11 protein-coding genes are annotated in these 14301 nt (G+C 48.2%); 7 read left to right on the top strand and 4 right to left on the bottom strand.

The features are described from left to right. Nucleotides 1-79: 79 nt before the first annotated feature. The 3 genes from PRUTH_RS00350 (at nt 80) to PRUTH_RS00340 (ending at nt 3797) form a co-directional block, all read left to right on the top strand. Nucleotides 80-1474: a M20/M25/M40 family metallo-hydrolase gene (locus PRUTH_RS00350; RefSeq protein ID WP_151172266.1), complete on the top strand. Its 1395-nt coding sequence runs from the start codon at nt 80-82 to the stop codon at nt 1472-1474. A gap of 63 nt (nt 1475-1537) precedes the next feature. Next, nucleotides 1538-2389 (top strand): tetratricopeptide repeat protein, encoded by an 852-nt coding sequence (locus tag PRUTH_RS00345; protein WP_151172265.1) that lies wholly within the window; start codon nt 1538-1540, stop codon nt 2387-2389. Nucleotides 2390-2510: 121 nt separating this feature from the next. Next, the gene (locus PRUTH_RS00340; protein ID WP_151172264.1) at nt 2511-3797 is read left to right on the top strand and encodes a hypothetical protein; all 1287 of its coding nucleotides are present in this window, start codon (nt 2511-2513) and stop codon (nt 3795-3797) included. Nucleotides 3798-3906: 109 nt separating this feature from the next. On the opposite strand, the gene PRUTH_RS00335 is transcribed toward PRUTH_RS00340, so the two are convergent. Next, nucleotides 3907-5865: an alpha/beta hydrolase family protein gene (locus PRUTH_RS00335; RefSeq protein WP_151172263.1), complete on the bottom strand. Its 1959-nt coding sequence runs from the start codon at nt 5863-5865 to the stop codon at nt 3907-3909. Between the two features lie 381 nt (nt 5866-6246). On the opposite strand from PRUTH_RS00335, the gene PRUTH_RS19375 reads away from it, so the two are divergent. The 4 genes from PRUTH_RS19375 to PRUTH_RS00315 all read left to right on the top strand — a co-directional run bounded on the left by PRUTH_RS19375 (nt 6247) and on the right by PRUTH_RS00315 (nt 9425). Then, nucleotides 6247-6552 (top strand): MliC family protein, encoded by a 306-nt coding sequence (locus PRUTH_RS19375; RefSeq protein WP_051034431.1) that lies wholly within the window; start codon nt 6247-6249, stop codon nt 6550-6552. 58 nt (nt 6553-6610) lie between these two features. Beyond that, nucleotides 6611-8077, top strand: coding sequence for a 4-hydroxy-3-polyprenylbenzoate decarboxylase (gene ubiD / locus PRUTH_RS00325; RefSeq protein WP_053911849.1), 1467 nt, complete (start codon nt 6611-6613; stop codon nt 8075-8077). A gap of 69 nt (nt 8078-8146) precedes the next feature. Further along, nucleotides 8147-8860 (top strand): NAD(P)H-flavin reductase, encoded by a 714-nt coding sequence (gene fre / locus PRUTH_RS00320; protein WP_045979494.1) that lies wholly within the window; start codon nt 8147-8149, stop codon nt 8858-8860. A 151-nt stretch (nt 8861-9011) separates the two neighbouring features. Beyond that, the gene (locus tag PRUTH_RS00315; protein WP_151172262.1) at nt 9012-9425 is read left to right on the top strand and encodes a CBS domain-containing protein; all 414 of its coding nucleotides are present in this window, start codon (nt 9012-9014) and stop codon (nt 9423-9425) included. Between the two features lies 1 nt (nt 9426). On the opposite strand, the gene add is transcribed toward PRUTH_RS00315, so the two are convergent. From add to PRUTH_RS00300, 3 genes are all read right to left on the bottom strand, one after another. Next, the gene (gene add / locus PRUTH_RS00310) at nt 9427-10431 is read right to left on the bottom strand and encodes an adenosine deaminase (RefSeq protein WP_151172261.1); all 1005 of its coding nucleotides are present in this window, start codon (nt 10429-10431) and stop codon (nt 9427-9429) included. Nucleotides 10432-10493: 62 nt separating this feature from the next. Next, complete coding sequence (locus PRUTH_RS00305) at nt 10494-13160, bottom strand: ATP-binding protein (protein WP_151172260.1); 2667 nt, start codon at nt 13158-13160, stop codon at nt 10494-10496. A 27-nt stretch (nt 13161-13187) separates the two neighbouring features. Continuing rightward, nucleotides 13188-14300, bottom strand: coding sequence for a heme biosynthesis HemY N-terminal domain-containing protein (locus tag PRUTH_RS00300; RefSeq protein ID WP_151172259.1), 1113 nt, complete (start codon nt 14298-14300; stop codon nt 13188-13190). Between the last annotated feature and the right edge of the window lies 1 nt (nt 14301).

Below are 14301 nucleotides of genomic sequence, written 5' to 3'. Positions count from 1 at the left end.
TCCCGACCTAGCGCATAAATTATCACCATGAGTAAGGATGTGATTAAATACACTTTTATCTCAAGACCTAGGAACAACCATGAAGTTTGTCTCTTTGTTGGCACTGCCCCTACTCGCACTAGCGCCAATACAGCAAGCAGCCGCAGAGCAATTTACCACTGAACAATTACAACACACCGCACAAATTCGTCAGCAGGCACAAAACAGCGAGTTAAGTTGGCAGCTCGTGGAGTCCCTTACCACCGAGGTCGGCCCTCGCCTGCCGGGTACCGAGAATGATAAAAAGGCCGTCGCTTGGGCCAAAGCTCAGTTCGAACGGCTCGGCTTCGATAAAGTGTGGCTCGAAAAAGCCCATTTCCCACACTGGCGTCGCTATCATGAATCAGGACATATACTCACTCCTAGCAAGCAGCCACTGCATCTAACGGCTTTAGGCAACAGCGTCAGCACCGCAAAAGACGGCCTAACCGCTCCTATCGTGTTATTTGAAACGCTGGCAGAGTTACAAGCTGCACCCGCCGGCTCGCTAGCAGGAAAAATTGCCTATGTGAACTATCGCATGGACCGTGATATTGATGGCAACGGTTATGGGCCTGCAGTGAAAGCGCGCAGTTCAGGCGCCGTTGTCGCGGCACAAAAAGGCGCAATTGGCTATATGATGCGCTCAGTCAGCACCAGCCATCACCGTTTTGCTCATACCGGTGGCAGTCACTATAAAGAAGGGGTAAGCAAGATCCCCAATGTGGCTATTGCCAACCCAGATGCCGATCAAATTGCGCGACTTATCGCACTCGGCGAACAAGTCACCGTGCACATCAATATACAAACCGAAGATTTAGGACAGGGCGAGAGCTATAACGTGATTGGTGAGATAACTGGCCATAGTAAACCTGATGAATACGTGCTCTTAGCTAGCCACCTTGATTCATGGGATTTAGGCACCGGTGCCTTAGATGACGGCGCAGGCGTTGCAATCACCATGGCAGCAGCAAAGCATGTGGCAGCGGTGAAACGCCCACAGCGAAGTATTCGTGTTGTCCTCTTTGCCGCTGAAGAGCTTGGCCTGTGGGGTGCTAAAGATTATGTCAAAGCACATAGTGATGAGTTAGATCACATCGTTGCAGCCGCCGAATCGGATTTTGGCGCCGATGTCGTGTATGCGTTCGAATCGAACGTGCATGCCCAATCCTTACCCATAGTGCGCGCGATTGCTGAGCAACTGAGACCTCTCGATGTAACCTATATCGGCGCAAACTCAGCCCGAGGAGGGCCGGACTTAATCCCGTTTGAACGAGCACAATCGAGCCCTATATTTGCCTTGCATCAAGACGGCACCGACTACTTTGATTACCATCACACCGCTGATGACACCTTAGATAAAATCGAACCACATAAGCTAAAGCAAAATACCGCTGCGTATGCCGTTTTTGCCTATATGGCCGCCGATGCTAAGGACAAAATTCAAGCAAAATAAAATCTTGCTAACATTTTTTAGTTGCGCTAGTGTGAAAATACTTGCGCAACAAGGAATGTTAGTATGCCAGTTTCTGCCGTCCCCACCGAGCGACTCGCTCCGACTCATATCAATAAACGCTTTGGCCGCTATTCAGTTCTCAGTGCTTATGGCTTACCCTTGATGCCGCTAGGCAGGCCCGGCGCAGCTCTGAGCCATTGGCTCATTTGGGCGACTTACCATAGCTTGGGCTTATGGCTTATTGCAGCATTAGTGGTTTTGCTTGTTAATCATAACCACCAACAAGGGCAACAAATGGCTGCCAACTTAGCTGCGCCCAAAGTTTGGGATGTGTACGTTTTCGAAAAGCAAGGCTTAAGTCGTGCCCTTGGTAAAGACGCAGCGCCGGGGTATCAAGTGCCTCAGGTTAAAGCTGTTGATCCTGATACCGTCACTTTCAAAGTCAGTAGTGTCACTTATAAGCGAGAAAGCGGCACAGACAAAGCCATCAGCATGGATAATTTAATGCTTGATAGCTACTTTTTAACAAATTCCATCTCTCTTGAGCGTCAGCAGCTCGCCCCTTTATTTGCGCAGGGCACGATTATTTCAGCCCGTCGCCCAGAGCATATCTACATTGACGGCGGCATCGTTCGTCCACGACCTAAGCCAAAACCTCTCTACGAAGGGCCTAAATTAAATCAAGCCAACCAAAAAGGTATTGAGTATTTTCGTCAAGGCTTGTGGACTGAGGCATTGAGCGCTTTTCAGCGTGGTGCCGAGCAAGGTGATGCTTGGTCGCAATACAACTTAGGTGACATGTATTTAAAAGGCCAAAGCACTGAACAAGACACTCAACAAGCATGTCTGTGGTTTAAGAGAGCCGCCGAACAAAACCATCCTAAAGCTAAAATAGCGCTAAAGCACTGTAGCTAGTAAGCGATAACTCCTAGCTGTTACTAAAAGCCGGCGTCAAGCAATGTTATGTTGCAATATAACACCTTAATGTTACTATATAACAAAACATGGAGCCAGAATAATTATTAAGGAGCTTGCTTTGCGCTTACGTTATTTACCATTATTAGTTGCGACGACATTATTGTGGGGTTGTGGCGACAGCATCGATGACCTAAATCAACCCACAGAAGCTGTACCTGAAGAGCATTCAGAGCATGAGCATAATGATGAACACATTGCCGGACGCCTGTTAATTTCGGCGGCTGAACAGGCTGAAGTAAGCGTATTTAACGCTGAGGACTTAAGCCTCGTCGAGCTACTACCGACAACGCATGTGGTATCTGGCATGTACGCTACACCCTCATTGCGTTACGCCGCGCTGATCCAGCGAGACCAAGGCTTAGTAGAGTTTCTTGATGGTGGCGTTTATAGCGAAGACCATGGCGACCATATGCACCCTTACGAGCAAGCCCCTAGCTTGTCATCGTTACAACTTAGTGGTGCTAAGCCGACACACTTTGACGCTGCAGAGCAACAAGCGGCCTTATTTTTCGATGGTGATAAACAAAACACGGTCAACGCATCAGTCACCCTACTTGACGATCATCATATTGGCGAAGGTGAGGTAATTGCCCACCATGAGTTTGCTACTTATATGCATGGTGCCGCACAGATACGCGGCGACTACGTGCTAGCAACCTATCGAGAGGCCAGCAGTGACACTGTATTGCCTAGCCAAGTTGAGCTGTTTCACCGCCATGATGATCATCTTCACCATGAACTACGCTTTGCACCAACCTGCCCGATGCTCCACGGCAGCGCGCAAAATGAAGAACATATCGCCTTTGGGTGTAGCGATGGTGTACTGCTAATAGAGCAGCAAGATACGAGCTTCAGTGCTCATAAGATAGCCAACCCAGAGGGGCTTGAGGGTCGCATTGGCACCATCAAAGCAAGCCATAACTCGCATGATCTGCTTGCCATTACCTCAGCAAAGCGATTGTTCAACCTCGATCCAGAAAATCATGATATGACCGAAGTGTTATGGCGTGATGAAGCCGACGTCGATGCTTTGGCTAGCACCTTTAGCGCTCATCACGGTGCTTACTTTATTCTCGATAATCACGGTGACTTACACGTTTTTGAAGGCGATGGAGGCTGGCATCACAGCACTCACTTCAACCTTTTTTCTGAGGTATCAGAGAACTACCAGTTAGCGGTTGCCGCAGACGAGGAAGCTCTTTACGTGCTCAATCAGCAAGAGAACATGCTACACAAAGTGGACTTAGAGTCGCAGGCCATCACTGCGACCCAAGAGCTTAACTTTGCTGCCAGTAAATTGCAGTGGTTAGGTATCGCTGAAGATGAGCATGACCACGCACACTAGGTTTGTTCCCGTGGCCTGCTTGCCCTTGCGGCTGTAGGCCATTTTCTTACTAAAAGGCCCTGTTTCAAAACAGGGCCTTTTTACATCGCTCAATCACAAGCTAAACCTTTTATAAATTAAGGTGTTCAGTGACAAACGCGATCATCTGCTGGTAATAGTGAAGTTGGTGCTCGGCGTTATAAAAGCCGTGCCCCTCATCCTCCAGCAACACATATTGATACGGATGTTCGGCCTTATCTAAGGCGGCTATCAAAGACTCGGCCTGTTCAATGGGGGCGCGCTGATCTTCTCCTCCATGAACAATGAGTACGGGCGCCTTTAATTTATCGACATTGTAACTCGGTGAGAACGCCTTTAGCTGCTTCTTGTCGTTGCCTAAGACCTTGCGTAAGTAGCGCTGGCCACTATCGCGCGCAGCCACGTCACCCTCATCAAACATCAACGGCAAATCATAGACCCCGACTACGCCCACCGCACATTGGAACATATCGGGTTCAATAATAGCGCTTTGCAATGCTGAGTAAGCGCCAAAGCTGGCCCCCATGATGCACATATTATCTTTATCAACCCAGCCTTGCTCTGCCACGTAGTTAACACCGTCAATGATGTCATACTGAATATCACTGCCCCATTTGCGATACCCTGCACGCTGGAAGTTGCCACCAAAGCCGCCTGAGCCCCTGAAGTTGACCTGCAACACAGCTATGCCTCTGCTAGCCAAGAGCTGTACTTCGGGATCGAATCCCCACCAGTCACGAGGACCATGGGGGCCGCCGTGGGGAAGTACAACTAATGGTAAGTCTTTTAATTCCTTACCATGGGGCACGGTAAAGTAACCGTAAATATTCAGCCCATCACGCGCAGTATACTGAATGGGCTTGGTTTGTGACATTTGCGTAGTATCAATCCAAGGCCGCGACGAGAACAAAAACTTCAATTCGTTGGTACTGGCATTAAACAGGTAAAAGCTACTGGGGTGACGATCGCTACCTGTCCACACCACACTCAGGTTACCGTCTTCGGTGCTACTGATAATGCGTACTTGCCGTCCAGGAACTGCTTGCAAAAGACCCTTAAGACGCTTTGCCATAGGCGCATTCTTATCGACAAAAGCATAATTAGGATATTGCGCTTCATATTCAATCGCGAATACCGATTTATCGACCTCATCAACCCATACCTTGCTAGGAGAGACATGCTCTTCTTGATAGACCAATTCATGGGTTTTAGTCTCTAAGTTCAACTTATAAAGGCCTGCTGGTTCACCATTTTTAGAGGCACTGGCGTACACCACATCCCCTTTTTGGTTAAAGCCATGCAACTTGATATCTGACAACCCTATGGCCCCGCGCTCAAGCTCAACCCACTGACCCTCATCAAGGTCACGTAAGTGAATCTCTTGGTCGGTGTCATTATCAGTGGAGACCGATACCCGCAAGCGTCCTTGCTCGTCAGTTAAAAACTGCGCCATACGCGACGGTGAACGGGTGACCTGACGGCGCAACCCGCGATACACATCCACTTCATAAACGATGGTATGCGGCTCCTTGCTGCCAGTCCAAGGGTAGGTAACCACCAGCATATGTCGCTCATCATCAACCAATGGGTCAAGAATATAAGAGGTGCCGTATACGGAGGTCGCCTTACGTAAACGCGAGCCCGTCTGTTGCTCCCCCTGATAGCCCATCAGATATTTAGAGCGGCTACCATCGACGTTTACGCCAAATAATTCACCATAATACTCAGGATGATCTTTCCAGCCTTGCAAATACTCTTTGCTTAACACCACGCGCTCATTATTGACCCACTGATAATCGCCAACCTGTGCATTGCCGGGAAAACTGACGCCGTGATGCATTTTGAAGTTTTCGGTATCAAGAATAAACAGAACATCCTTGCCCTCTTTTTTGGTCATCGCCCCTAAGTAGGCGCCATCGGGAGATAATTTAAGAGAATGGTACTGTGCGCTACGGGAGAAATGTTCTAGGGGAATAAGCTCTGTTTTGGCTTCCTCGGCACCAACGGCCGTGCTAACAAGCCCCAACAGCAGGGCAATAAATAATTTCATTATTTCACTCCATGAAATGCATTTTAAAAGTAGTACTTTTTATTTTTGTTAAATAAGTTACAAGAGTGTACCGCGATAGCAATCATGGTTCCAGCTACGGACTAGATGAAAAGGTCGCTAACATCAGCACAAACGCCAGTCTCTAGCCCAACGTTGTATGCGATGCGGATTTAGCGCAATACCAGCACCGAATGCGCCCGCGATTTTTTGTTTGTGCTGATAACTTTATTTATCGTCGCTCACTCCAAGGGTCGGGCGCTCAAGTCATAGCAAAAAGACGGTGAGCTAACGCAGCTTCAATAAATCCTAAAAAAGGGTAATAGGCCCAGTTAAGTGCATACGCTACACTGTAGTTGTCCACAAAATAGGAGTCTTTCACTTATGAAGCCCTCCCTAATAATATTATTACTTGTCACTTTGTTATCTGCATGTTCAGAGTTATCCATAGAGCCATCCGACAATTCCGTTGGCGTTAGCTATCGGTGTGACTCTGGATCGGTATTAAAGGTCGAATATAACGACAGCACGGCCACATTAACGCTTGACGGCGATACTTACAGTTTATCGGGAGAACGCTCAGCCTCCGGGAGTAAATATACTAACGGTGAGATGACCTTCTGGGGCAAGGGCGATGAAGCAATGCTAATGATAGGAAATGAAACCTGGCAGTGTCACCGTAGCCACTGATCGCTTTTCCATTGGGTTACAGTATAATGCTGCAAACACTCAGGCTTAACGAGGCGTAATGAAATATAAAGATCTTCGCGACTTTATCGCGTTATTGGAAAAGCGCGGCGAGCTCAAACGAATTAGCCAGCCCATCGATACTTACCTGGAAATGACGGAAATAGCCGATCGCACATTGCGCGCTAAAGGCCCGGCCCTATTATTTGAAAACCCCAAAGGTTACGACATTCCGGTATTAGCTAACCTCTTTGGCACTCCTGAACGCGTAGCCCTAGGTATGGGCCAAGATAATGTAGAGGCCTTGCGTGAAGTAGGTAAGCTGTTGGCCTTTTTAAAAGAGCCTGAGCCCCCGAAAGGTATTAAAGAAGCCATAGGCCAGCTGCCGGTGTTCAAGCAAGTGCTTAACATGCCAGCGAAGGAAGTGAAGAAAGCGCCATGCCAACAAGTAGTATTAGCTGGGGAGCAAGTAGATTTAACCCGCCTGCCCATTCAGCACTGCTGGCCGGGTGATGCTGCACCGTTGATCACTTGGGGCCTAACCGTTACCAAGGGCCCGTACAAGAAACGTCAGAACCTCGGTATATATCGCCAGCAATTACTGGGGAAAAACAAAATCATCATGCGTTGGCTATCCCATCGCGGTGGTGCGCTTGACTTTCAAGAGTGGTGTAAAGAGCATCCGGGTGAACCTTACCCGGTGTCGGTTGCCCTCGGAGCCGACCCTGCCACCATACTAGGGGCGGTAACACCTGTGCCCGATACTCTGAGTGAATACGCCTTTGCAGGTTTACTTCGTGGCGGTAAGACCGAAGTGGTCAAGTCCGTTTCCAATGATTTACAGGTTCCCGCTAGTGCCGAATTCGTGCTTGAAGGTTACATTGCTCAGGACGAGCGCGCCCCAGAAGGGCCTTATGGTGACCATACCGGGTATTACAATGAGGTCGATGACTTCCCTGTTATGACGGTGACGCATGTTACGCACCGTGAAAATCCTATTTATCACAGCACCTATACTGGCCGCCCACCCGATGAGCCGGCTATTTTAGGCGTCGCCCTGAACGAGGTATTTGTACCTATACTGCAAAAGCAATTCCCAGAGATAGTCGATTTTTACCTGCCCCCAGAAGGCTGCTCATACCGCATGGCCGTAGTGACCATGAAAAAGCAGTATCCAGGACATGCAAAACGAGTAATGATGGGAGTCTGGTCGTTCTTACGCCAGTTTATGTACACTAAGTTCGTCATTGTCTGTGATGACGATGTCAACGCACGCGACTGGAATGATGTCATTTGGGCGATCACCACCCGTATGGACCCCGCTCGTGACACCACCCTAGTGGAAAACACCCCGATCGATTATCTCGACTTTGCTTCACCTGTTTCTGGCTTAGGTTCGAAAATGGGCATGGACGCAACCAATAAGTGGCCAGGAGAAACGGATCGCGAATGGGGTGAGCCTATCGTTATGGATGACAAGGTCAAACAACGCGTTGACGAAATCTGGGATTCCCTAGGTATCGACTAAAGTGCAGACTTATCGCCACAGCCGCTTATGTGATACGCTGTGGCGCAGCTAAAATCATAAAGGTTAATCATGCAAACACTAAAAGCGGATGTGGTAAGCATCACGCCACTGACAGAATTTGTTTCCAAGGTTGTCTTGGCACCAGAGCAGCCAGCTGAGTTTGAAGCGGGTCACTACTTGCAGCTCGTTTTAGCCGAGAAAGATAAGCGCGCCTTCTCTATCGCCAGCCGCCCAAGCCAAAAACAGCAAATTGAGCTGCATATCGGCGCATCGGGCGCTGATAGCTATGCGATGCAAGCCCTCGATCATTTGCGCCAGCACCATGAAAATGGCACCCAAGCGCTGATAGAAGTAGGTTTAGGCGTATCGCAGTTACGCATCGACTGCACCCGTCCGGTGGTATTGTTAGCCGGTGGCACCGGTTTTTCATACGTAAAATCAATGGCCGACCACCTAGCTGAAATTGACTGTGACCGTCCCGTCTTTTTTTACTGGGGTGTCAAGCATGAAGATGCTTTATATGCCAAAGAGGAAATGCAGCAGTGGGCAGCTAAACGCAGTAACTTCACTTTTATCCCGGTGGTTGAGCAGCCTCAAGGTGAATGGCATGGTCATACCGGCCTTGTGCACCACGCGGTGATGAAAGACATTGTTTCCTTGGAGCCTTACTCTATTTATATGGCGGGACGCTTCGACATGATAGGCATTGTACGCGACGACTTCATAGAGCATGGTGCCCAGCGCGAATATATGTTTGCCGACGCATTTGCTTTTATCAAATAGAGGCAGCAAGCTAAAGCCCTACATTCCACCGATGTAGGGCTAACTCTCACTCAACCATCCATTAGATCGAACGCTTCCATTTATTTATTCCCTTTTACCTATCAAAAAGACAAGCCTACACTGCTCCTAAGACTTAAAGGAGTGACAGATTATGTTCGATTTAAAAGTACACCATGTTATGAGCCGCAGTTTTCTTTCTCTCAGCCCAGACTTGGAACTAACAGCGGCCATTGCGCTGCTCAAGAAACACCAGGTTATAGGCGCACCTGTTGTTGATGAGCAACAACAGTTGGTGGGTTACTTGTCGGAGCAGGATTGTCTGGCACCGCTGACCATCAATAGCTATTTTTGTGATGGCCGCATTACAGTGGCTGATGTGATGCACCAAGATGCGCTCACAACATCCACACAGACGCCACTGCTGGAGGTTGCGCTAAAAATGCAACAACCTCATAAACCCAAGCAATACCCCGTAGTGGAGCAAAACAAAGTGATAGGCATCATTAGCCGTACTCAGGTTTTACATGCGCTAAGTCGCAGCTATCAAAGCTGCAATGCAGCCTAATTTATGAACGCTGCGCCGCTTTCACTTTTAATGCAGCTTTATCAGCGTCACTTAAATAAGCGATAGTCAGGGCGTTTTCTTGGGCCTGAGTGATATGCTCTTGGCTGAGGCCGGCTTGGTAGGCAGCATGCTGATATTCATTAGCAAGCTCGATGCCTTGCACCGCTGGGTCATCGGTGTTGATGCTAGCCAAAATGCCATGCTCTAAAAATTGTTTGAGCGGATGTGTATCAATTTGAGCTACTGTGCTGGTCAGTACGTTACTGGTCAAGCAAGATTCAATTCCGATACGGTGATCGCGCAAATAATCCATCAGCTTGGGGTCTTTAGCGGCGTTAACGCCATGGCCGATGCGGTCAGCCCCTAATCCTTCAATGGCTTGCCAGATACTGCGTGAATCTTCGGCCTCGCCAGCGTGAATAGTCGCTCGCAAGTCGGCTTTGTGAACTTGCCTAAAGTGATCAACAAACAACTCCCCGGGGAAGCCCAACTCATCACCAGCTAAATCAACGGCGACCATGTGCTCTTTGAAGGCTAAGATGGCATCGAGTTCTTGCTGGCACTTTTGCTGGCCAAAGGTACGCGATAAAATGCCAATTAAGTTGACTTGAACGTCATGCTCTTGCACCGCGCTGTGGATACCATCAACCACCGCTTCTACTACACCTTGCGGATGCAAACCATGACTCATCGCCATGTAATAGGGGCTAAAGCGCAACTCGGTATAGTCAATACCTTGTGCAGCTGCGTCTTCGACGTTTTCAATAGCAATACGACGACAGGCGTCATAATCCCCTAACACTTTCACTCCCCAATCCAGCTTAGCCAGAAATGAGACTAAGTCTGGTGCAACCTCGATTACCTGAACATGAGGGCGTAGCGATTCAAGATCGCTGCCTGGAAGGTCAAGATTAAACTGCTGACCAAGCTCTAAAATTGTTTTGGCACGCACATTGCCATCAAGGTGGCGGTGTAAGTCGAGCAATGGTAACTGGCGATTGATCATAATGACCCCCTAGGTTTCGATAAAATTTCGCGGATCATACGCACTTGAGGGATAAATTCAAGCTACGCGTGCTGCTTCGCTGGGTGCTGTTTTAATTGCATGGCGATACTACTAAATAGCCGCTCCGCGTCTATGGGTTTGACCACATAATCATTCATGCCGTAGTGCTCAGCTAGCTTAAAGTCATGCTCTTGAGCATTGGCAGAGAGCCCAATAATTGGCAAGTCGTCTAGCAGTAGCTCATTGCGAATAGCTCTAGCTGCGGTTAAACCATCCATGTTCGGCATTTGAATATCCATTAATACTAGGTCGTAGTGGTTTTCACTCACCATCTCAATAGCCTCGACACCATCATTAGCAATATCAGGCTGAGCTCCTTTGCCCTCGAGCATGGCTTTGGCAACTTGTTGGTTTAATAAGTTATCCTCAACTAACAAAATAGCGACGCCGGTGAGGTCTAACTCCAAAGTGGCTTGCTCTTTCGCCTTGGGCACATCTGGACGCACAGCTAAAGGGCTCTGTTTGGGAAGATAGACACGAAAACACGAGCCTAGCCCCTCTTCACTTTCTAGGGAAATACGCCCGCCCATTAAGGTGACCAGTTTCTGACAGATACTCAAACCTAACCCTGTGCCGCCGAAGCGTCGCGAGGTGGAGCCATCGGCTTGAGAAAAGGGCTTAAACAATTGCTTTTGAATATCTTCGCGAATGCCCATGCCGGTATCCGTGACACTAAAGCAAAGCTCGTTATCGTGTTCGTCTACCTTTAGGCGGATCGCCCCTTGCTGGGTGAATTTAACGGCATTATTTAATAGGTTTAATAACACTTGCTTCAAGCGAATTGCATCGGTGTGGAATACAGGGTTCACTCCCTCGTTAATTTCATAGTCAATCACTAAACTTTTGTTACCCGCTTCCACACTCATAAGGTGTTTTAGTTCTTTGCACAGCTCTTCAAGTTCTAAAGGCTCTTGATACAAGTCTAGTTTGCCCGCCTCCATTTTCGAAAAGTCGAGGATATCATTGAGCACCCGAAGTAATACGCTCAGAGCACTGTCGGCTTGAGTGATATATTGCTGTGCTTGTGGCCAATCTTGTTGTTGCAACGCTAAATAGTGCAAACCTTTAATGCCATTGATTGGCGTACGAATTTCATGGCTCATGTTAGCCAGAAACTGAGACTTAGCGTCATTGGCACTATCAGCTTTGGCTTTTTCTTCTCGTAACACCCGGGTTTGTTTTGCTACTTGGTCACGCACCCGAATATTACTGCCGGTAATGGCGATTAAAAAAGTAATTAGTAACCACACAAACAACATGCCTATGACCTGTGCATACCAGTAGCCAGACCATGCGTGGGCTATTCCTTGACGGTGCAAATTAAGTTGCCATTGGCGGTTAGCGATCGCAAAGTCATGACGCATGATAACGGGTCCGGACTGCGCTAAAGGTAAAATAACTTTATGAGGCTGCGCACTCATATCCACCAGCTCAACCCCAACATTATTGAAGGTCAGGTTGGCCATCGCCGAGCGATACAACAAGGGCAAGCTAACCACCGCAGCCACATACCCTCTGATACTTTTATCTTTGGTTCTGACAGGCGACAACACCAAAAACCCTAAGTCTCCTTGAGGGCTACTTTCTAGCGCAAAGGTATCAGTGACGAAGAGTTCACCTTTATAAGCTTGAAGATGCTTAAAATAAGGCTCAGCACTGATATCTAAACCAAAAACCTGTCGCATTCCCTGAGAAAAGTGGCCGTAGTAAACCGGAAAGTGTGCGCCGTTATTGGTGTCGCGCTCATAGCGGGCAAACACTTTGAAAGGGTTGCTCATTTCCACCGTGGTAGATTGTTCAAACTGGTCGATATCTTGGCTTTTTACTTTAGGCATCCACACCAGCGCGTTTATTTCTGGGTTGTAATTCATCTGTTTAGCCGTGAACTCACGAAATTCGCCACGAGTCACCGACTGTTGATTACCAATGAAGGATGCTAGCACTTGAGTATTGGCCCGCAGGCGAGTAAGAATTTCGTCGAATTGGTCAACAACGACCTGAGCTTGAGCTTGGAATAATTCTTGGTCTTTATTGTGCTTATTGGTTGCAGCAGCATAAAAGGTCAGGCTAATGGCCGCATAAATCACCATGGATGGCACAATCACTTGTAAGCGATGACGCATCACCGCGAAGTTGAAGCCTGCCAACAACAACGGTGTAAAAATCATAACTCCTATGCTATCGCCTATCCACCAAGTGACGAAGCTGTCCCATCGCGCCACCTCAGGAATAACCCCATTAGTGATAAGCAGCTCAGTACCCACTGCAGCGGCGAAGACACAAACAACTGGTCCACCGAAAATAATACTGGTAATGGTCAGTTTGAGGTCTGAGAGATCCAGAGGCGCTTTTATTATTCGAGTGATGACCCAGTAACCTAGAAAGGCCTGAGCAGTTGAAGCTGCGGTCACAGAGGCCGCATGCAAAGCAACCTGCCAGTGTAAGATGTCGGCGACCACTTCAAGGTGAAGTAAGTTGGTCATCAACGCGCCAAGCACAATGCCAACCAACGCTCGCCGCCCTGCAATCAATAATGCCGCTAACGCTATTCCTGAGGGGGGCCAGGAAGCCACCGCATAGCCATCAATAGCCAGTAGCGCGTTGCTTAAAAAGCCAGTAATGAAGTAACCCAGTGCTACTACAAAGGTTAAGTTAAAGAGATTCTTCATTACCTTCCCTGCTTCTGGTCTTAAGTCTTAGCTATGATCGAGAACCAATAATGCTTTTTCAGCTTGCTGCGTTGCGCGATAACTACGCATCGCACGCTGCGGATGAGGCAGGGTTTGTTGTTGTGCTAGCACCTTATCGAAAATACGCGATGCGAGGTCATGCTCTCCTTGGCTTTGTGCCAAGTAAGCGAGGCACAATAGCATTTCTGCTTCGTCAGGTTGCTTCTTCAGCTCTTGTTGCAGTGCCTTTTGCAGCGCTTCAACGTCACCTTGCTCTATCTCACTAAGGATAGACAATAATTGCGAATATTCACCGCGTTTCAATAACTTCTTCAGGGCATCAGTCACCGACGCAATGTCGCCTATGCGCACAACAGCACGTAAATAGTGTGTATGCGCCGCCTCACGGATATGCTTTGGCAGCTCACTTTGGCGCTTATCGAGCTGAGTTTTATCTGCTCCTTGGAAATATTGTCGTAGCGCCCAGTCCCATTGGTATTCATTAAGACTTTGTGATTTCACCAAACGCGGCACTAGCTCTGCAAATTCACTGTACTTGCGTAATCTTAGTAGCACCTGTGCATACAAATTTAGCTGCTGTGATGTCGCTTTTTTACTATTACACTGTTGCCGTAAGGTCGCTAATACCTCTGCATCTGAGTGGCTCTCTAACCACAGTGCTGCCGGCTTCGCACGGTTGGTATCCGAGAGTTCATCAAGCAAGTTAAGGGCTAGATCTGGCTTATCTTGACGCAAACTTGCTTTGGCGCGCATTGCCAATGCAAAATCCTGCCAATGGTCTTCCACCTTGCCTTTGCTCAATGTATGTTGCAGCTGTTCCATGTCGTCATTAATCAACGCCCAAATCGCTTGTTCCAATACGGCCTGTTTGCGCTCTTTCGCGCGCGCGAAAAAGCCATGACGCAAATTGCGGTAACTGCCCCAGCCATAGCGCACCAAGCTGTAAATTAGGTAGCCAAGAAACAGCACCAAGGCGGTAAGAATGGTGAAGCTTACAATGCTTCCCTCTACAGTCCACTGACCGAACGCAATAAGAACATAACCTTTCTCGTCTATCAGCCAAGGCGCTATCGCTGCAACTGCAGCAATAACAATAAAAACAATTAATAAACGCGCCATA

This window comes from Pseudoalteromonas ruthenica, assembly GCF_008808095.1.
Taxonomy (GTDB): domain Bacteria; phylum Pseudomonadota; class Gammaproteobacteria; order Enterobacterales; family Alteromonadaceae; genus Pseudoalteromonas; species Pseudoalteromonas ruthenica.
The sequence above is the reverse complement of the archived record's forward strand: the minus strand, read 5'-3'. Positions and strand labels throughout refer to the sequence as shown.

Coding starts and splice junctions, on each gene's coding strand:
- PRUTH_RS19375 (WP_051034431.1), top strand. CDS start 6,247: ATGAAGCCCTCCCTAATAATATTATTACTTGTCACTTTGTTATCTGCA.
- PRUTH_RS00300 (WP_151172259.1), bottom strand. CDS start 14,300: ATGGCGCGTTTATTAATTGTTTTTATTGTTATTGCTGCAGTTGCAGCG.
- PRUTH_RS00315 (WP_151172262.1), top strand. CDS start 9,012: ATGTTCGATTTAAAAGTACACCATGTTATGAGCCGCAGTTTTCTTTCT.
- ubiD (WP_053911849.1), top strand. CDS start 6,611: ATGAAATATAAAGATCTTCGCGACTTTATCGCGTTATTGGAAAAGCGC.
- add (WP_151172261.1), bottom strand. CDS start 10,431: ATGATCAATCGCCAGTTACCATTGCTCGACTTACACCGCCACCTTGAT.
- PRUTH_RS00335 (WP_151172263.1), bottom strand. CDS start 5,865: ATGAAATTATTTATTGCCCTGCTGTTGGGGCTTGTTAGCACGGCCGTT.
- fre (WP_045979494.1), top strand. CDS start 8,147: ATGCAAACACTAAAAGCGGATGTGGTAAGCATCACGCCACTGACAGAA.
- PRUTH_RS00350 (WP_151172266.1), top strand. CDS start 80: ATGAAGTTTGTCTCTTTGTTGGCACTGCCCCTACTCGCACTAGCGCCA.
- PRUTH_RS00345 (WP_151172265.1), top strand. CDS start 1,538: ATGCCAGTTTCTGCCGTCCCCACCGAGCGACTCGCTCCGACTCATATC.
- PRUTH_RS00305 (WP_151172260.1), bottom strand. CDS start 13,160: ATGAAGAATCTCTTTAACTTAACCTTTGTAGTAGCACTGGGTTACTTC.